This is a genomic window from Pseudomonas kurunegalensis (assembly GCF_030291635.1).
Classification (GTDB): domain Bacteria; phylum Pseudomonadota; class Gammaproteobacteria; order Pseudomonadales; family Pseudomonadaceae; genus Aquipseudomonas; species Aquipseudomonas monteilii.
The window spans coordinates 5,802,333-5,819,599 of the sequence record NZ_CP127871.1 but is presented as its reverse complement, the minus strand read 5'-3'; the positions used below and the strand labels follow the sequence as shown (position 1 = coordinate 5,819,599).

General features: G+C 63.1%; 15 protein-coding genes. 10 read left to right on the top strand and 5 right to left on the bottom strand.

Annotated features, from left to right (window positions below; all coding sequences use genetic code 11):
- Positions 1-182 precede the first annotated feature (182 nt).
- Positions 183-809, bottom strand: a complete 627-nt coding sequence (locus QQ992_RS26455) for a C40 family peptidase (RefSeq protein ID WP_016712506.1) — start codon at positions 807-809, stop codon at positions 183-185.
- A gap of 166 nt (positions 810-975) precedes the next feature.
- Here QQ992_RS26455 and QQ992_RS26450 point away from each other — a divergent pair, with 166 nt between their 5' ends.
- Positions 976-1,392 (top strand): NINE protein, encoded by a 417-nt coding sequence (locus QQ992_RS26450; protein ID WP_016712505.1) that lies wholly within the window; start codon positions 976-978, stop codon positions 1,390-1,392.
- 84 nt (positions 1,393-1,476) lie between these two features.
- Here the strand turns inward: QQ992_RS26450 and QQ992_RS26445 are convergent, their stop codons facing one another.
- From QQ992_RS26445 to QQ992_RS26435, 3 genes are all read right to left on the bottom strand, one after another.
- The gene (locus QQ992_RS26445; RefSeq protein WP_016712504.1) at positions 1,477-2,175 is read right to left on the bottom strand and encodes an SPOR domain-containing protein; all 699 of its coding nucleotides are present in this window, start codon (positions 2,173-2,175) and stop codon (positions 1,477-1,479) included.
- A 1-nt stretch (position 2,176) separates the two neighbouring features.
- Positions 2,177-3,913, bottom strand: a complete 1,737-nt coding sequence (argS, locus tag QQ992_RS26440; RefSeq protein ID WP_286111638.1) for an arginine--tRNA ligase — start codon at positions 3,911-3,913, stop codon at positions 2,177-2,179.
- Between the two features lie 119 nt (positions 3,914-4,032).
- The gene (locus QQ992_RS26435; protein ID WP_016712502.1) at positions 4,033-6,252 is read right to left on the bottom strand and encodes a primosomal protein N'; all 2,220 of its coding nucleotides are present in this window, start codon (positions 6,250-6,252) and stop codon (positions 4,033-4,035) included.
- Positions 6,253-6,419: 167 nt separating this feature from the next.
- Here QQ992_RS26435 and rpmE point away from each other — a divergent pair, with 167 nt between their 5' ends.
- The 3 genes from rpmE to QQ992_RS26420 all read left to right on the top strand — a co-directional run bounded on the left by rpmE (position 6,420) and on the right by QQ992_RS26420 (position 8,906).
- Positions 6,420-6,635, top strand: coding sequence for a 50S ribosomal protein L31 (gene rpmE, locus QQ992_RS26430; RefSeq protein ID WP_012274639.1), 216 nt, complete (start codon positions 6,420-6,422; stop codon positions 6,633-6,635).
- 2 nt (positions 6,636-6,637) lie between these two features.
- Positions 6,638-7,459 (top strand): thermonuclease family protein, encoded by an 822-nt coding sequence (locus QQ992_RS26425; protein WP_286111635.1) that lies wholly within the window; start codon positions 6,638-6,640, stop codon positions 7,457-7,459.
- Positions 7,460-7,637: 178 nt separating this feature from the next.
- Positions 7,638-8,906 carry a malic enzyme-like NAD(P)-binding protein gene (locus QQ992_RS26420; protein ID WP_119371725.1) on the top strand — a complete coding sequence of 423 codons (1,269 nt, stop codon included), beginning with the start codon at positions 7,638-7,640 and terminating at the stop codon, positions 8,904-8,906.
- Between the two features lie 373 nt (positions 8,907-9,279).
- Here the strand turns inward: QQ992_RS26420 and QQ992_RS26415 are convergent, their stop codons facing one another.
- The gene (locus QQ992_RS26415) at positions 9,280-11,733 is read right to left on the bottom strand and encodes a penicillin-binding protein 1A (RefSeq protein ID WP_119371724.1); all 2,454 of its coding nucleotides are present in this window, start codon (positions 11,731-11,733) and stop codon (positions 9,280-9,282) included.
- A 191-nt stretch (positions 11,734-11,924) separates the two neighbouring features.
- Here QQ992_RS26415 and pilM point away from each other — a divergent pair, with 191 nt between their 5' ends.
- The 6 genes from pilM to aroB all read left to right on the top strand — a co-directional run bounded on the left by pilM (position 11,925) and on the right by aroB (position 17,262).
- A complete protein-coding gene (pilM, locus tag QQ992_RS26410; RefSeq protein WP_286111634.1) occupies positions 11,925-12,806 on the top strand; it encodes a type IV pilus biogenesis protein PilM in 882 nt (293 codons plus the stop codon).
- Positions 12,803-13,339, top strand: coding sequence for a PilN domain-containing protein (locus QQ992_RS26405; protein WP_286111633.1), 537 nt, complete (start codon positions 12,803-12,805; stop codon positions 13,337-13,339). Before pilM ends, QQ992_RS26405 begins: the two co-directional genes overlap by 4 nt.
- Before the next feature lie 11 nt (positions 13,340-13,350).
- The gene (locus tag QQ992_RS26400; protein ID WP_286114007.1) at positions 13,351-14,352 is read left to right on the top strand and encodes a pilus assembly protein PilP; all 1,002 of its coding nucleotides are present in this window, start codon (positions 13,351-13,353) and stop codon (positions 14,350-14,352) included.
- Entirely contained in the window at positions 14,276-15,544 is a 1,269-nt protein-coding gene (locus QQ992_RS26395; protein ID WP_286111632.1) for a type IV pilus secretin PilQ, read from the top strand. The genes QQ992_RS26400 and QQ992_RS26395 overlap by 77 nt, the downstream gene beginning before the upstream one ends.
- A 4-nt stretch (positions 15,545-15,548) precedes the next feature.
- The gene (gene aroK, locus QQ992_RS26390) at positions 15,549-16,067 is read left to right on the top strand and encodes a shikimate kinase AroK (RefSeq protein ID WP_028698445.1); all 519 of its coding nucleotides are present in this window, start codon (positions 15,549-15,551) and stop codon (positions 16,065-16,067) included.
- A 97-nt stretch (positions 16,068-16,164) separates the two neighbouring features.
- Positions 16,165-17,262, top strand: a complete 1,098-nt coding sequence (gene aroB / locus QQ992_RS26385; RefSeq protein ID WP_028698446.1) for a 3-dehydroquinate synthase — start codon at positions 16,165-16,167, stop codon at positions 17,260-17,262.
- The last annotated feature ends 5 nt before the right edge of the window (positions 17,263-17,267 follow it).

Sequence of the window (17,267 nt, the reverse complement as noted above, 5' to 3'; positions counted from 1 at the left end):
TTTGTCCGGAATCTGTCGCTGGCAATAGGCCCTTGTAGGAGCGGCCTTGTGTCGCGAAAGGGCTGCGAAGCAGCCCCGAAAATTTTGCATCTGCTCTAATACTCTGGGGCTGCTTCGCAGCCCTTTCGCGACACAAGGCCGCTCCTACACTGACCGCGCCAGCCGATCAGGCAGAGTAGGGATCAGCGCTTGGCCAGGCTCAGCTGTTGCTGTTCTTTCGGCAGCACCCGCTTGGCCACGACATAGTGCTTCTGCCAGTAAGGCTTGCTCAGGGTGTCGATGCTCACCCGCTTGCCACGCCGTGGCGCATGGATGAAGCGGTCGTTGCCCAGGTAGATGGCAACATGGTTCACCCGGCGGCTCTTGATGTTGAAGAAGATCAGGTCACCAGGCTTCAGGTCACCCTTGGCCACCTTCACGCCGTGGCCTTGGGCCATGGCATTGGAGGTACGCGGCAGGTCGACGTCGGCAACATCGTTGAAGGCGTATTTGACCAGGCCACTGCAGTCGAAGCCTTTTTTCGGGCTGCTGCCACCCCAAACGTAAGGGGTGCCGAGCACATTCACCGCACGGCTGAGCACATCGCTGCTCTGCTTCGGCGACATGGCAGCAACAGGCGCACCGCGACTGCTGGCAGCGTTGCTCGGGCGCGCGCGCAGGGTGGCCTGCTTGGTTGGCGCGTGTCTCACCGAGGCATTGGTGGTGTAGCCGGTGAAACCATTGGGAAGACGTTGCTCACGATTGGTGGCGTGGGCGGCCAGGGGCAATAATAGACAGAGGGTCAGCCATGTCTTGAGTAAAGGCGGCATAGATGAAGCTCTTATGAATAGTTATGTGTTGGGCGCGCAACTTTATAACAGCTTTTTGATCAATCTTTGATCCGTTGGTCGATTGCCCGGCTGCCGTACGTCGGCCTGCGACGAGAAAGTCACATTTTTTTTTAGAAAATTTTCAGATAACCCACGAGGGCTATGAATGAACAGTTATCAACAGGGTGTGCCCTACCACGACACTCACAGCAAGACCATCGGCTACCTGCTGTGGATTTTCGGCTTCACCGGCTCACATCGCTTCTACTACGGCAAGCCGATTACCGGGACGATCTGGTTCTTCACCTTCGGGCTGCTAGGCATTGGCTGGTTGATCGACCTGTTTTTGATCCCGTCCATGGACCGTGAAGCCGATCTGAGGTTCCAGTCCGGGCGTATCGACTACAACATCGCCTGGATCCTGCTGACCTTCCTCGGGGTGTTTGGCCTGCACCGGCTGTATCAGGGCAAGTGGATCACCGCGATCATCTACTTCTTTACCGGCGGGCTGTTCCTGGTGGGGGTGCTGTATGACTTCTGGACGTTGAACAGCCAGGTTTCCGAGAGGAATGCTTTGCGTTGAAAGGCTTCGCGGGTGAACCCGCGAAGAGGCCGAAAGCGCCCACAAAAAAGGCCTTGTCGCGTAGAAGCGGCAAGGCCTTTTTCGTTACTGGCGGGTTTGTCGCTGCTGCAGCAACAGGTTGCTGAACCCTGCCCCGGACAATTGCTTTTGCGCCCCGGTCAGCTGCTCGCGGTTGCTGAACGGACCCACCAGCACGCGGTACCAGGTTTCGTCCTTGACCGTACCCGACTCCACCTTCACCGACTGGCCCAGCAGGATGATCTGCGCGCGCACTTTGTCGGCATCGGCCTGCTTGCGGAACGAACCAGCCTGCAGGAAGTATTGGGTGGTGGCTGCGGGCTTGATCACCGGTGGTGCCGGTGGCGGGGTCTGGCCAAGCAAGGCCGCCTGGGCCCGTGCGGTGTCGATTTTCGCCGCTTCTGCTGGCGTCACCGGGGTGACCGGCTGGGCCGGCACCGGTGGCGTTTTCTCCGGCACGGCCTCTGGCGGCACGATCACCTCGGACTCCGGCAGCAGGGTGTAGAAGTCGTATTTCGGCTTCACCGGCTGCTGCGGGGAGGGCTGCGCTGCCTTGCTCGCTTCGGCCACTTTCTCGGGCTTTTGCTGCTCGGGCTTGGCGCGCTTGATGTCTTCGCTACCAGGTTCGAGCTTCATCAGGAACACGATGAATGCGCCTACGGTCAGGCCGACGGCCAGCCATACCCAGCCGGGGATCGGCTGTTTGGCCGGCGCCGTCTGGCGGCTGGCGCCGCGCTTGGGTGCGGGTTTTTTCTTGGCAGCCAACTTACATGCGCTCCAGGGTTTCCAGGCCGAGCAGTTCCAGACCTTGTTTGAGGGTGCGGCCGGTCAGGGCAGCCAGGCGCAGGCGGCTTTGCTGCTGCTCTGGGGTGTCCGCTGCGAGGATCGGGCAGTTCTCGTAGAAGCTGGAGAACAGGCCGGCCAGGTCGTACAGGTAGCTGCACAGTACGTGCGGTGTGCCCTTTTCAGCGACGTTGTTGAGGATTTCGCCAAACTGCGCCAGGCGTGCGGCCAGGTCCTGCTCATGGGCAGCCTGCAGCACGATGTTGCCGTCGACTTCGTCAAAGCCCTTGCCCAGCTTGCGGAACACGCCAGCCACGCGGGTGTAGGCGTACAGCAGGTAAGGGGCGGTGTTGCCTTCGAAGTTGAGCATCAGCTCGAAGTTGAAGCTGTAGTCGCTGGTGCGGTGCTTGGACAGGTCGGCGTATTTCACCGCGCCGATGCCTACCACTTCACCGATGTGGCGCAGGTCCTCGTCGGCCAGGCTCGGGTTCTTTTCCTTGACCAGCGCATAGGCGCGTTCCTTGGCCTCGGTAAGCAGGTCGATCAGCTTCACGGTGCCGCCGTCACGGGTCTTGAACGGGCGGCCGTCGGCGCCGTTCATGGTGCCGAAGCCCATGTGTTCCATTTGCATCGGGTGGCCGACAAAGCCTGCACGGCGTGCCACTTCGAACACCTGGTTGAAGTGCAGGGCCTGGCGCTGGTCGACGAAGTACAGCGCGCGGTCAGCCTTGAGCACGTTGCTGCGGTAGCGCACGGCGGCCAGGTCGGTGGTGGCGTACAGGTAGCCGCCATCGGCCTTCTGCACGATGACCGGCAGTGGCTCGCCTTCGCTGTTCTTGAACTCTTCGAGGAACACGCACTGGGCACCCTGGTCTTCGACCAGCAGGCCTTTGGCCTTGAGGTCGGCCACCACGTTGGCCAGGTCGTCGTTGTAGGCGCTTTCGCCCATCACGTCGGCCATGGTCAGCTTGACGTTGAGCAGCTCGTAAGTCTTCTGGCAGTGCGACAGCGAGATGTCCTTGAAGCGCGTCCACAGGGCCAGGCAGTCCGGGTCGCCGGCTTGCAGCTTGACCACCAGGCCGCGGGCGCGGGTGGCGAACTCTTCCGACTCGTCAAAGCGCTTCTTGGCGGCGCGGTAGAAGTTTTCCAGGTCCGACAGCTCGTCGCTGGTGATCGGGTTTTCCTGCAGGTAGGCCATCAGCATGCCGAACTGGGTACCCCAGTCGCCCACATGGTTCTGGCGAATGACGTTGTCACCCAGGAATTCCAGTACGCGAGCGACGCTGTCACCGATGATGGTCGAGCGCAGGTGGCCGACGTGCATCTCTTTGGCCAGGTTCGGCGCCGACATGTCGATGACGACTTTCTCGCTCGGGCCGGCCTTGCGCACGCCCAGGTGGGCATCGGCCAGGGCGGCGTCCAGGCGGTTGGCCAGGGCGTCGGTGTTCTGGAAGAAGTTGAGGAAGCCAGGGCCGGCAATCTCGACCTTGCTGATGTCGGCGCTGGCCGGCAGGGCGTTGATCAGCTTTTCGGCCAGGTCACGCGGCTTCATGCCCGCCTGCTTGGCCAGCATCATGGCGATGTTGCTGGCGAAATCGCCGTGGGTCTTGTCCCGGGCGTTTTCCACCTGGATCGCCGGCGACAGCCCTTCAGGCAGCACACCGTCGGTGACGAGTTGGGTGAGGGCTTGCTGGATCAGCTGGCGAATGGTGTCTTTCATGGGGATCTCTTTTCGACCGCAAGCGCGGTGAGCGCCTGGATGCGCAGGTGGAAAAACTGGGCATTATCCGTGGCTGGGAGCGGGTTGCCAACCTTTGGGGCTGCAAAGCAGCCCGGACGTCAGTACAGGTCGACCGGGTCGACATCCAGTGACCAACGCACCTGGCGCCCGCTCGGCATCTGCTCCAACACTAGCAACCAGGCGCTGATCAGTCGATGCAAAGGCGCCCGGGTATTGGCCTGTATCAACAGTTGCGCCCGGAAGCGCCCGGCGCGGCGCTCCATGGGCGCCGGTACTGGGCCTAGCAGTTCGATACCCGGCAGGCGCTGTTCGGCCACCAGACGCTCGGCGGCGGCGCAGGCTTCGTCGAGGAAGCCTTCGGCCTGCCCCGGCTTGTGGGCTTCGGCGCGCAACAGCGCCAAATGAGAATAAGGCGGCAAGCCGGCGGCGCGGCGTTCGTCCAGGGCCTGTTCGGCAAAGGCGAAGTAGCCCTGCTCGGTAAGCTGCACCAGCAGCGGGTGGTCGGCCAGGTGGGTCTGGATGATGACCTTGCCGGGCTCTTCGGCACGCCCGGCACGCCCGGCCACCTGTACGATCAACTGCGCCATGCGTTCGCTGGCGCGGAAGTCACCCGAGAACAGCCCGCCATCGGCGTCGAGGATGGCCACCAGGGTAACCCGTGGGAAATGGTGACCCTTGGCAAGCATCTGCGTGCCGACAAGGATGCTCGGCTGGCCACGCTGGATGGTGCTGAACAGGTTGTGCATGGCGTCCTTGCGCGCTGTGCTGTCGCGGTCCACCCGCAGGATCGGGTAGTCCGGGAACAGCACCTTCAGGCGTTCTTCGGCGCGCTCGGTGCCTGCACCGACCGGGCGCAGGTCGACGTGGTTGCAGGTTGGGCACTGGTGCGGCAAGCGCTCGTCATAGCCGCAGTGGTGGCAGCGCAGCACGCCGGAGCGCTGATGCACGGTCATGCGCGCGTCGCAACGCGGGCATTCGGACAGCCAGCCGCAATCGTGGCACAGCAGGGTCGGGGCGAAGCCGCGGCGGTTGAGGAACACCAGCACTTGCTGGCCGGCTTCCAGGGTCTGGCGGATGGCCTGTTGCAACGGGCCGCTGATACCGCTGTCCAGAGGCAGGCTTTTCACGTCCAGGCGCAGCATGCGTGGCGGGCGGGCGCCGCCGGCGCGCTGGTTCATGCGCAGCAGGCGGTAGCGGCCGGTCAGGGCGTTGTGCAGGGTTTCCAGCGACGGCGTGGCGGAGCCGAGCAGGATCGGGATGTTTTCCTGGTGGGCACGCACCAGTGCCAGGTCGCGGGCGTGGTAGCGCAGGCCCTCCTGCTGTTTATAGGAGCCGTCGTGCTCCTCGTCGATGATGATCAGGCCGGGGTTTTTCATTGGCGTGAACAGCGCCGAGCGGGTGCCGATGATGATGTCGGCCTCGCCGTCACGCGCCGCCAGCCAAGCGTCCAGGCGTTCGCGGTCGTTCACCGCCGAATGCAGCAGGGCGATGCGGGCGTTGAAGCGTTGTTCGAAGCGCGCCAGGGTTTGCGGGCCGAGGTTGATTTCGGGGATCAGCACCAGCGCCTGCTTGCCGGCTTCCAGGGTTTCGCGGATCAGTTGCAGGTAGACCTCGGTCTTGCCGCTGCCGGTGACGCCGGCCAGCAGGAACGCGCCGAAGCCGCCAAAGCCCTCGCGTACGGCGTCGAAGGCATCGCGTTGTTCTTCGTTGAGCGGCAGTTCCGGTTGTGCCAGCCAGTGTTCGTGGCGCAGTGCCGGCAAGTGGCGACGGACCTCGACCTGTACCAGTTCCTTGGCCAGTAGCAGGTCGAGGCTGTCCTTGTTCAGGTTGAGCTTGGCCAACAGGGTGTGGGCCACGCCATGCGGGTGCTGGGCCAGGGTTTTCAGGGCATCGCGCTGGCGCGGCGCGCGGGCAATGCGCGGGTCTTCCAGGCGCGCGCCGGGGGCAATGTGCCAGAAGCGCTCCTGGCGCATTTCGGCGGGTTCGCCCTGGCGCAGCAGCGTGGGCAAGGCCCAGCTCAGGGTATCGCCCAGGCTGTGCTGGTAGTACTGGGCGGTCCACAGGCACAGCTTGAACAGCGACGCCGGGATGGGGGACACCGGGTCGAGCAGGGCGCTGGCCGGTTTCAGCTTGTCGGCAGGCACTTCGCTCTGTGCGCATACCTCCACCAGCACACCGATCATTTCGCGGCGGCCAAAGGGCACACGGATGCGCATGCCCGGGGTCAAGGCCTGGCGCGCCATGCTCGCCGGCGCCTTGTAGTCGAACAGGCGGCGCAGCGGGGAGGGCAGGGCAAGGCGCAGGATGACGTCGGACACGCAAAAAGTCTCGGAGGGCGTTACAAGAACTGGCGAGCCTAGCAGACGACGGTCGGTGCAAGCGACATCTTGCACTGACGCTGTGCTCTGGTATTATTCGCCGCCTAATTACGTGCGGTATTCAACAATTGGTGTTGGGTGGCGGCACGCAGCTCGAGGAAGTGACCATGAAAGAAGGTATCCACCCGAACTACGAAGTAGTTGCAGTCACCTGCAGCTGCGGCAACAAGTTCGAAACCCGTTCGACCCTGGGCAATGTCCTGTCGATCGACGTTTGCAACCTGTGCCACCCGTTCTACACCGGTAAGCAGAAAGTCCTGGACACCGGCGGCCGCGTACAGAAGTTCGCCGATCGCTTCGGTATGTTCGGTACCAAGAAGTAATCATGCGCATGGCGAACCCCTCGGGTTTCGCAGTGCTGCAAAAAAAGGCGCCCCTTGTGGGCGCTTTTTTTATGGGCGTCATCTGGGCCTTTCCCGCCATGGCATTCTGCCCGCTACCCCAGCAACCACAGCAGGTGCTGGTGCGCCAGGTGGTGGATGGCGATACCGTGCGCCTGGCCGATGGCCGCAGCGTACGCCTGATTGGCATCAACGCCCCGGAAATTGGCCGCAACGGGCGCACCAGCGAGCCTTATGCCGAGGCCGCGAAGCGGCGCTTGCAGGCGCTGGTCAAGGCCAGTGATGGGCGTGTCGGGTTGGTGCCCGGCGTTGAGGCCAAAGACAAATATGGCCGCACACTGGCGCATATCTACGGCCGTAATGGCGACAATCTGGAAGCACAGTTACTCAGCGAGGGTTTGGGCTACCGCGTGGCAGTTGCCCCGAATGTACGTCTCAGCGGTTGCCAGCAACTTGCCGAGCAAGCGGCGCGCAAGGCAGGCAGCGGCTTGTGGCGCCGTTCGCCCGTGGTGCCGGCAGGGGAAGTCAGGCAGCCGGGTTTCGCGGTGGTCGGTGGCCGCGTCAAGGGTATCGAACGCAACCGTGGCGGCGTCTGGCTAACCCTGGACGACGCCGTGGTGCTGCAGGTTCCCGCTCGTCTGCAACGCAACTTCCCCGCCAGCTTCTTCGATAACCTCAAGGGACGCCAGGTCGAGGCGCGTGGCTGGGTGCTGGATCGTTCCCGCAAGGGCGGCCTGAAGCCCGGGCAGCGACGCTGGGTGTTGCCATTGACCGATCCGAGCATGTTGGAGCGTATTTCAGGCTAAAAGATGTAGACATTTCGCTATTGGATTGTACACACTGTGAGCCGTATGCCCCCGTGGGTTATAGCGTAAAGTCGTAGGCTAAAGGCCTTGACACAAGTGACCGACCAGTCTTGTGACTCCCCGGCTCTTTGCGTATCCTCGGCGGTCCGTCAGAACAGTAAATAGCGGAATGCCCACCATGTCAGACCTGAAAACCGCCGCTCTCGAATACCACGCTCAACCTCGTCCGGGGAAACTGAGCGTCGAGCTCTCCAAGCCCACTGCCACCGCCCGTGACCTCGCCCTGGCCTACAGCCCAGGTGTTGCAGAACCCGTGCGTGAAATCGGCCGTGATCCAGAGCTGGCTTACAAGTACACCGGCAAAGGCAACCTGGTTGCGGTGATTTCCGATGGCACCGCCATCCTCGGTCTGGGCGACCTCGGCCCACTGGCTTCCAAGCCGGTCATGGAAGGCAAGGGCGTTCTGTTCAAGCGTTTCGCCGGTATCGACGTGTTCGACATCGAAGTCGAATCGGAAAGCCCGCAAGCGTTCATCGACACCGTTCGCCGCATCTCGATCACCTTCGGTGGCATCAACCTCGAAGACATCAAGGCGCCTGAGTGCTTCGAAATCGAGCGCACCCTGATCGAACAGTGCGACATTCCGGTATTCCACGATGACCAGCACGGTACCGCCATCGTGACCGCTGCCGGCATGATCAACGCCCTGGAAATCGCCGGCAAGAAGCTGGAAGACGCCAAGATCGTCTGCCTGGGTGCTGGTGCAGCCGCCATCTCCTGCATGAAGCTGCTGGTGAGCATGGGTGCCAAGGTCGAGAACATCTACATGATCGACCGCAGCGGCGTGATTCACGCTGGCCGCGACGACCTGAACCAGTACAAGGCGCAGTTCGCCCACGCTACCGACAAACGTACCCTGGCTGATGCCCTGAACGGTGCAGACGTGTTCGTGGGCCTGTCCGGCCCGAACCTGCTGAGCGCGGAAGGCCTGAAGTCGATGGCTGCCAACCCGATCGTCTTCGCCTGCTCGAACCCGGACCCGGAAATCTCGCCAGAGCTGGCGCACGCCACTCGCAGCGACGTGATCATGGCGACCGGTCGTTCCGACTACCCGAACCAGGTCAACAACGTACTGGGCTTCCCGTTCATCTTCCGTGGTGCTCTGGACGTTCGCGCCAAGCGCATCAACGAAGAAATGAAGATCGCTGCCGCTATCGCCCTGAAAGACCTGGCCAAGCTGCCAGTGCCGAAGGAAGTGTGCGAAGCCTACGGCGTCGAAGGTCTGGAGTTCGGCCGTGAGTACATCATTCCGAAGCCGCTGGATGCACGCCTGATCACCGTCGTTTCCGACGCTGTGGCCAAGGCCGCCATCGAATCCGGCGTAGCTACCCTGCCGTATCCGAAACACTACCCGCTGACCAGCGTGGATGACGTGTTCAACGGCTGATTGCCGCTGTAGCGACATGAAAAAGCCCCGGCTCGTATGAGTCGGGGCTTTTTATTGGGGATTTGGGAATGTGTTAGGGCTGCAAGGTGTTCGCCGAGGCAATTATGGTGCCTATGAGATCGAGCGCCGCCCGCGCGGCGCATCGCGAGCAAGCTCGCTCCTACATTTGTTTCGGGCCAGTTATTCCTGAGGCAGAGGTGCGCGGCCCCTTGGCGTCCACCTCGACATCGTGTCGGGCAAACAAGGCGGTCGCGCGCGTTGGCTCAGGCGATACTGGCCTGAAACAAATGTAGGAGCGAGCTTGCTCGCGATGCGCCGCGCGGGCGGCGCTCGATTCACGCGCCCACGCAAAGCTTGAGTCAGGTGCCCTGCTTCAGAACAGATCCATCGGCGCCGCTTCATCCGCTGGCAGCGGGCTGCCCGGTGCTGCGCCATTGCCCAGCTCATCCACCGACGGTGGCGAATCTTCGGCCTTGAACAGCTCGAAGTACGCATTCGGCGTACTCGGCGAGGCAGCGCGGCCACTGACCGGGTCGACCCGCAGGCTAAGGATGCCTTCCGGTTCTGCCGGTGCGTGATTCGGTTTGTCCTTCAGCGCCGCGCCCATGAAGCTCATCCAGATCGGCAAGGCCGCCGTACCGCCGTATTCGCGACGGCCGAGGGTTTCCGGCTGGTCGAAACCGACCCACACGGTGGTCACGTAATCGGCGTTGTAGCCGGAGAACCAGGCGTCCTTGGATTCGTTGGTGGTACCGGTCTTGCCCGCCAGGTCGGTACGGCCCAGTGCCAGCGCCCGGCGGCCGGTGCCGCGCTTGATCACGTCCTGCAGCATGCTGGTGAGGATGTAGGTGGTGCGCCCGTCGATGATCTGCTCGGCCACCGCAGGTGCTTGAGGTGCATTCGCAACCTGGCTGAAGGCCGGCGGCGCCTCACCTGGCATGGCGGCGGTGCTGATGGGTTGTTCAGGTGCGGCCAGGCCCGCCTGGTCTTCAGCACCCTGCGGTACGCGGGCCGGGTTGGCGGTGAACAGCGTCTCGCCGCTGCGGCTTTCGATGCGGTCGATCAGGTACGGGGTGATCTTGTAGCCGCCGTTGGCGAATGTGCTCCAGCCGGTGGCGATTTCCATCGGGGTCAGGGTGGCGGTGCCCAGGGCCAGCGACAGGTTGCGCGGCAGGTCCTGCTTGTTGAAACCGAACTTGGCAATGTAGTCGATGGTGCGGTCTACACCCATGGCCTGCAGCAAGCGGATCGACACCAGGTTACGCGACTTGTACAGCGCTTCGCGCATGCGGATCGGGCCGAGGAAGGTGTTGGTATCGTTCTTCGGTCGCCACACTTTATCCACCGACTCGTCGACGAACACGATCGGCGCATCGTTGACCAGGGTGGCTGCCGTGTAGCCGCTGTCCAGTGCGGCACTGTAGATGAACGGCTTGAAGCTCGAACCCGGTTGGCGCTTGGCCTGCATGGCGCGGTTGTAGTTGCTCTGCTCGAACGAGAAGCCGCCAACCAGTGCACGAATGGCGCCGTTGTAAGGGTCGAGGGTGACCAGGGCGCTTTGTGCACCAGGCACCTGGCTGAACTTGAACTTGCCGTCGTCCAGACGCTGCAGGCGCACCAGGTCGCCGACCTGGGCCACGTCGGCTGGCGACTGCGGTGTACGGCCCTGGGCGTTGCTGTTGATGAACGGGCGCGCCCACTTCATGGTGTCCCAGGCAACCTCGGCTTGCTGGCCGTCGCGGGTCAGCACCTTGAGGCCGGTTTTTTCGACATGGGTGACAATGGCCGGCTCCAGGCCCCCAAGGATGCGCTGCTTGCCCAGTTCCTGCAGCCAGGCAGCCTGGGTGCGGCCCGGGAAGCGGGCTTCGGGGCCGCGATAGCCGTGGCGCTCGTCGTAGTCGGAGAGGCCGTTGAGGATGGCCTTGTTGGCCATTTCCTGCATGTCGCTGGGCACCGTGGTGGTGACGCGGAAGCCTTCGGTGTAGGCGTCGCTGCCATAACGGCCGACCATTTCCGCGCGGGCCATTTCAGCGATGTAAGGGGCATTCACCTCAGGCGTCGGCACGTGGTAGCTGGCATTGAGCGGCTCGGCCAGGGCAGCCTGGTAGCTGGCTTCGTCGATCTTGCCCAGCTTGTACATGCGGCCAAGGATCCAGTCGCGGCGCTCCTTGGCGCGCACGGGGTTGGCCAGCGGGTTGAAGCGTGACGGTGCTTTGGGCAGGCCGGCGATCATGGCCATCTGCGCCAGGCTCACGTCGCGGATCGACTTGCCGTAATACACCTGCGCGGCAGCGTCGATGCCGTAGGCGCGGTTGCCCAGGTAGATCTTGTTCACGTACAGCTCGAGGATCTCGTCCTTGGTCAGCTCGCGCTCGATCTGCAGGGCCAGCAGGATCTCGTTGGTCTTGCGCGAGAAGCTGCGTTCGCTGGTGAGGAAGAAGTTTTTCGCCACCTGCATGGTGATGGTGCTGCCGCCGGTCTGGATATGCCCGGTTTTTACCAGCTGGGTCGCCGCGCGCATCAGGCTGCTGGGGTCGACACCGTAGTGGTTGAGGAAATTGTCGTCCTCGGCTGACAGAAGTGCCTGAATGAACTGTGGCGGAATTTCCGCGAAGCGGATCGGCGAGCGGCGCATCTCGCCAAACTCGGCAATCAGCTTGCCATCACTGCTGTACACCCTGAGGGGGATCTGCAACTGGATGCTTCTGAGCGACTCGACCGAGGGCAGGCTGGGGCTAAGATACAGAAACGCACCGCTCACACCGAGTACGAGCGCGCAGATGACTGCGACGGAAGACCACCAGAAGAACTTCAGCAGACGTATCAAGGCTTTTCGGTGTCCAGGTTGAGAGTGGATTGCACGCAGGTCCGGCGGACCAGAAAACGCTGGGCATTATAAGCATTTTTTCGCCTCTCCGGGTTACCGGCCAGGCTGCCCGTCGTCCCGATGAGCAGCCCCGGCCCAGTGTTGCCGCGGGGTTGCGACAGATCGCTGCGACACGCAGCAAGGAAGCCGCGATGTTAGGACGCTTCGGCAAGGATGCCGGTTCACTGGTGGGGGTAGAAATTGCACCGGACGCTGTTCGGGTTGTGCAGCTTCAGCGGCGCAGCCGGCGTTGTCGGGTGCTTGCCTCGGCTCAGGAACCGTTCGAGTCAGCGGCGGGCAAGGATTGGACTATGGAGCCCGCTGCGGTGGTGGCAGCCTTGCGTCGTGCCTACCGGCGCAGTGGTCTCAGGCAACGGCGGGTAGCGTTGGCGTTACCCGCCAACCAGGTGATCTTCAAGTTGTGTCATCTGCCGATGGAGCAGGCTGGTGTAGAACTGGAGGCGCAGTTGCTGGCCGATGCCGAGCGACTGTTTCCGTTTCCGCTGGAGGACCTGGCCCTGGATTTTCAGGTGTTGGGGGCGTCTCGCGTGCAACCGGGATGCGCCGAGGTGATGGTGGCCGCATGCCGGCAAAGTGCGTTGGCGTCACTGGAGGCCATCGTCGACGAGGCAGGGTTGCAGCTGGAAGCCGTCGAGGTCGATAACATCGCCCTGTGCCGCATGTTGCCTCAGGGGTGCTTCGAGGGCTCGGCATTACTGCGTGTAGAGGCACATGGTGCGGTTCTGTATGACTGGCATCCCGGTCGGCCCAGCCAGCGTCGTGAATTGCAAACGCAGGGGCAGAAGGGGATGGGGCCGCTGTCGGAGGCGCTGCATGCGCTGCTTGCCGATGAGCATTTGCCTGCAGGCCTGTGGGTAACCAGCAGTTGTTCGCTGGATCCTGACTGGCTGCAAAGCCTGGGCCGTCAACTGAAAACGACGTGCCGGCATTTGCCTGGCCAGGCCGGGCTTGAGCATGTCGACGGGTCGATGCTGCTGGCTTGCGCCCTCGCTTATGGAGGATTGCGGCCATGATGCGACTGAACCTGCTGCCTTGGCGTGAGCGGCAGCGCCAGGCCACGCTTCGGCGTTTTCGCTCCCGGTTGGTCGCTGGCGCCATTCTGGCGCTGTGCGCGGTGATGCTGGTCGACCAGTTGGCCCGTCAGCGCGGGCAGCAGCAGGCGCTGTCCAACACCCGGCAACAGGCCGCGCTCGATCGCCTGGCCGAGCAATTGCGGCCGTTGGATGATGTGCGTGCACAGCATCAGGCGCTGCTGGAGCGTCTGACTGCACTCGAGCGTTTGCGCGCTCAGCAGGGCATTCTGGGTGATGTGTTCACTGACCTCGAAGGGGCGCTGCCGATGGGCGTGCAGCTCCTTGACCTCAGCCTGGAAAACGGCCACTTGCTGCTGGCCGGGCTGGCTACCTCCGGCGCCGTGGTTGCGCAGTTCATGCGTGACCTGGAGCATTCGTCTGTTCTGCTCGACCTGGAACTCAAGCGCATCAGGAGCGTGCCGGGTGGCGATGAGTTTCTGTTGGCCGCGCGCGTTTCGGCGTTCTGGTCGTGAATGTGGCGCCGATCTTTGCCTGGCTGGCGGTCGCCGAGCACTCCAGGCGTATCAGGTGGCTGGCCCCAGCCATGGTCGCTGTGCTGGTGTTCGGTCTGGGTTGCGCGTTGCGCCTGCCGGCAGCGCTCCAGCAACAGGCGCAAGAGGCGTCCAGGCAAGCCTCATTAGGTGAACAGCAGTCAGCCAGCGCGGCGAAGCTGGTCGAGCTGGAGCAACTGCAGGCAGCGCGGGTTGTTGCCGAGCAGGCGTTGCTGGAGGCTCACTGGCACCTGGCCAGCGGGGAGGACATGAGCGACTTGCTCGGCAGCCTGGCTTCGTCGGGGCATGCCCATGGCCTACTGGTCGAGCGGCTCGATGTGCATGAAAGCGAGCAGCAGGCAGGCTATCGCAAAACACCCCTGCAGGTGCAGGTGGTGGGGCCTTACATGGCCTTGCGTCAATGGCTGCACGCCTGGCTGGGCCAGGCGCGCCTGCTGCGCAGTGGCGACATCAACCTTTCTATTGTCGAGGGGCAGCCAAGGCTTTTGCGCCTGCAACTGCGTGTAGAAGCCTTCGAGGCAGCCGCACCTGTGCCGGCACCCGAGGTGTTTACACACACCTCGGCCAGGGCCGCCACACCAGAGCCCGTGGTCGACCCCTTCACACCAGCAGCGAGACGAATGGCAGGCTTCGGGCTGGGCAGTGTGCCGTTGGCGCAACTGGAAATGGTCGGCAGCCTGTCGCGCGGGATGTCGCACGAGGCGCTGCTGATGGCGGCTGGCAGGCTCTATAGGGTTCGGGCAGGCGAGCGTTTGGGGCGTAACCACGGTGTGGTGGAGCGGGTCGACCAAGACCAGGTCGAGGTACGCGAACGGCTATTCATGGCGGGGGTGTGGCACGAGCGCACAGCGTTCATCACCCTTGCAAAGCGCCTGGGCAAGGAGGCCCCGGACCGGAATGAAAATGTTGATGAAATGGGTGTTGGCAGCCCTGCTGCCGATCCCGCTGGCGTCGGCGATGCCTTACCAGGGTGAGCCCCTGTCGTTGAACTTCCAGGATGTGGAAGTGCGCTCGGTGCTGCAGGTGCTGGCTGATTATGCGGGCGTCAACCTGGTTGCGGGTGACGACGTACAAGGTAACGTCACGTTGCGCTTACAGGATGTACCTTGGGATCAGGCACTCGACCTGGTGTTGCGAAGCAAGGGCCTGGCCCGGCGGCAGGAGGGTAATGTACTGCTGGTGGCACCTGCGGCAGCGTTTGCCGCGCAGCCGTTCGATGCCCCGGTGGGGCTGGAGCCGGATGTTCAGGTGCAGCCGCTACGCCGTGAGCTGATACCGATCCATCATGCCAAGGCTGCCGAGCTGGTTGAGCTATTGCTGACCAGCCTGGCGGATGACGGCACCCTCACTGTCAGAGGCAGCCTGGCTGTCGACGAGCGCACCAATACACTGGTGGCGTACCAGCCCGCCGACCGCCTGGCGGAACTGCGGCAGCTGGTTGCGCAACTGGACGTGCCGGTGCGTCAGGTGGCGATCGAGGCGCGTATCGTCGAAGCCAACGTCGATTACGAGAAAAGTCTCGGGGTGCGCTGGGGCGGGCCGCTGTATAGCGAAAACTTGCGGCCGGGCCAGGAGCTGTTTGTCGATCTTGGCGTGGAGCGTGCGGGCAGTAGTCTCGGCCTGGGCCTGCTGCGTGGCGACGTGTTGCTCGACCTGGAGCTCAGCGCCATGGAAAAAAGCGGCAACGGCGAGATCATTTCGCAGCCCAAAGTGGTAACGGCCGACAAGGAAACGGCCAGGATTCTCAAAGGCACCGAGGTGCCCTACCAGGAAACCAGTCAGAGCGGCGCCACCTCGGTGTCGTTTCGTGAAGCCTCGCTGTCGCTGGAGGTGACACCGCAAATCACCCCGGACAACAAGGTGATCATGACCGTCAGGGTGACCAAGGACGAGCCGGATTACGTCAATGCCTTGAACAACGTACCGCCGATTCGCAAGAACGAGGTCAATGCCAAGGTTCGCGTGGCGGACGGTGAAACGATCGTGATTGGTGGCGTGTACTCGACTTCGCAAAACAATGTGGTCGACAAGGTGCCATTTTTCGGCGATCTGCCGTATGTTGGGCGGCTGTTTCGACGCGATGCATTACAAGAGAAAAAATCCGAGCTGCTGGTCTTCCTGACTCCGCGTATCATGAGTGACCAGGCGATTGCTGTGAGTCGTTGATTCTGTGCGAAATTTGATACTTGTGGGGCCCATGGGCGCTGGTAAAAGCACCATTGGACGCCTTTTGGCCAAAGAGCTGCGCCTGCTGTTCAAGGATTCCGACAAGGAAATCGAACTGCGATGCGGCGCCAATATCCCGTGGATTTTCGACAAGGAAGGCGAGCCGGGTTTTCGTGATCGCGAGCAAGCGATGATCGCCGAACTGTGCGCGCTTGACGGCGTGGTCCTGGCCACCGGCGGCGGCGCGGTGATGCGCGAAGCCAACCGCCAGGCATTGCACCAGGGGGGGCGGGTGATCTACCTGCACGCCTCGGTGGAGCAGCAGGTTGGCCGTACCGCGCGCGACCGCAATCGCCCGCTGCTGCGCACCGCCAACCCCGAGGCGACCTTGCGCGCCCTGCTAGAAGCGCGCGACCCGCTCTACCGCGAGATCGCCGACCTGGTGGTCGAAACCGACGAGCGGCCGCCACGCATGGTGGTGATCGACATTCTCGAGCGCTTGCAGCAGTTGCCGCCCCGTTAACCCGGGACTATTCTCGGCCACCAGCGCCGAGGCGAGGTTCAACGTTACCGCGCAGGTTGCCCGAACGGCGCCGCGCCCAAGTACATTGTGGGGATACATGCAGACACTTAAGGTCGACCTGGGCGAGCGTAGCTACCCGATCTACATTGGCGAAGGCTTGCTGGACCAGCCCGAGTTGCTGGCGCCGCACATTGCCGGCCGGCAAGTCGCCATCGTTTCCAACGAGACCGTCGCGCCCCTGTATCTCGAACGCCTGACCAAGACCCTGGGCGCCTATTCGGTGCTGCCAGTGGTGCTGCCCGATGGCGAAGCCTACAAGAACTGGGAAACCCTGCAGCTGATTTTCGATGGCCTGCTGACCGCCCGCCATGATCGCCGCACCACCGTGGTCGCTCTGGGCGGCGGTGTGATCGGTGACATGGCCGGCTTCGCGGCCGCCTGCTACCAGCGTGGTGTCGATTTCATCCAGGTGCCGACCACCCTGCTGTCGCAGGTCGACTCCTCGGTGGGCGGCAAGACCGGTATCAACCACCCGCTGGGCAAGAACATGGTCGGCGCCTTCTATCAGCCCAATGCAGTGCTGATCGACACCACCAGCCTGAAAACGCTGCCCGCGCGCGAGCTCTCGGCTGGCCTGGCCGAAGTGATCAAGTACGGCCTGATCTGCGACAAGCCGTTTCTCGCCTGGCTCGAAGACAATATGCAGGCCCTGCGCGGCCTGGACCCCGTAGCCCTGACCGAAGCCATTCGTCGTTCCTGCGCAGCAAAGGCTGCTGTGGTCGGGGCGGATGAGCGCGAGTCCGGCGTACGGGCCACGCTAAACCTGGGGCATACCTTCGGGCATGCCATCGAGACCCACATGGGCTACGGCGTGTGGCTGCACGGCGAAGCCGTGGCAGCGGGCACGGTGATGGCCCTGGAAATGTCCATGCGCCTTGGCTGGATCGACCAGGCCGAGCGCGATCGCGGAATCCGCCTGTTGCAGGACGCAGGTTTGCCGGTGGTGCCACCACAGGAAATGACCCCGGCGCATTTCATGGAGCACATGGCGGTCGACAAGAAGGTGCTCGACGGTCGTCTGCGTCTGGTGCTGCTGCGCCAGATGGGCGAGGCCGTGGTGACCGACGACTATCCGAAAGAGATTCTACAGGCCACGCTGTCGGCGGATTACCGCGCGATCGTGGCCCAGCTTTGAGGTTG

Excerpts from the sequence above, each read along its gene's own strand:
- QQ992_RS26455 (WP_016712506.1), bottom strand. The coding sequence starts at position 809 with ATGCCGCCTTTACTCAAGACATGGCTGACCCTCTGTCTATTATTGCCC.
- QQ992_RS26450 (WP_016712505.1), top strand. The coding sequence starts at position 976 with ATGAACAGTTATCAACAGGGTGTGCCCTACCACGACACTCACAGCAAG.
- argS (WP_286111638.1), bottom strand. The coding sequence starts at position 3,913 with ATGAAAGACACCATTCGCCAGCTGATCCAGCAAGCCCTCACCCAACTC.
- rpmE (WP_012274639.1), top strand. The coding sequence starts at position 6,420 with ATGAAAGAAGGTATCCACCCGAACTACGAAGTAGTTGCAGTCACCTGC.
- QQ992_RS26425 (WP_286111635.1), top strand. The coding sequence starts at position 6,638 with ATGCGCATGGCGAACCCCTCGGGTTTCGCAGTGCTGCAAAAAAAGGCG.
- QQ992_RS26420 (WP_119371725.1), top strand. The coding sequence starts at position 7,638 with ATGTCAGACCTGAAAACCGCCGCTCTCGAATACCACGCTCAACCTCGT.
- pilM (WP_286111634.1), top strand. The coding sequence starts at position 11,925 with ATGTTAGGACGCTTCGGCAAGGATGCCGGTTCACTGGTGGGGGTAGAA.
- QQ992_RS26405 (WP_286111633.1), top strand. The coding sequence starts at position 12,803 with ATGATGCGACTGAACCTGCTGCCTTGGCGTGAGCGGCAGCGCCAGGCC.
- QQ992_RS26395 (WP_286111632.1), top strand. The coding sequence starts at position 14,276 with ATGAAAATGTTGATGAAATGGGTGTTGGCAGCCCTGCTGCCGATCCCG.
- aroB (WP_028698446.1), top strand. The coding sequence starts at position 16,165 with ATGCAGACACTTAAGGTCGACCTGGGCGAGCGTAGCTACCCGATCTAC.